Below are 720 nucleotides of genomic sequence, written 5' to 3' on the forward strand. Positions count from 1 at the left end.
CGTTTCGGAAACTTGTGCGTCTTCATCATAAAACGCACTGCCGACGGTGTAGTGATGAGTAGTTTCAGGCGATGATGATTCTTGGCCGACAGAAACCGCCAATAAGCTCAGAAATAGCCCGAAAAAGCTAATAAGAAGAGCACGCACAACGTTCACCTACATCACAGTAATACGTACTTTTAACTCTGAGGGCGAGAATTTGCAATCGAAATTCTCGCCTCGTGGTTTTAGCCACTCAGTTTGATATAACTGAGGACTTAGTTCTTGCCGTATGGGTAGTTTTCGAACATTTTCGCCACTTCTTCTGTGATCAAATTTTCCCTTTTCTCAGTACTCATTGATTCGGTTAACTTGCGGCTTGAAACGCCTTTCCACACAACTTGGTTCGCCTTACTATCCACCAGCTCTACCACTAACTTCCCGTATTTGCGTTCTTTATATCGTTCAGGGCTTGATGTAATCACACCAAAGCTCTTCCATCCATAACCGACGCTAAAAGAAGAACCAGACGATACCAACTCCGACTCCTCAACGATATCGTGATGAACGTATAAATCACCACCACTTGCAACTCGAGAAAGCCCTTTCGATTCCAGTTGAGCAGCCAAACCTTGTTCTATACGGCGTCCGTCGATACTTGCTGGGGCATCATTTTGAGTACCAAAATCAAACGTCTTGTAAGAAGCGAAGTCCGCTTGTTTATCCACGTCTGTCGTTACT

Annotated in this window: 1 protein-coding gene; it reads right to left on the bottom strand. The window is 44.6% G+C overall.

The annotated features are described in order from the left end of the window. Positions 1-257: 257 nt before the first annotated feature. Positions 258-720: DUF4136 domain-containing protein (locus R8N49_RS27090; RefSeq protein WP_318190445.1), on the bottom strand; the 463-nt coding region annotated here is incomplete at its 5' end.

Source organism: Vibrio sp. 1978, assembly GCF_033344345.1.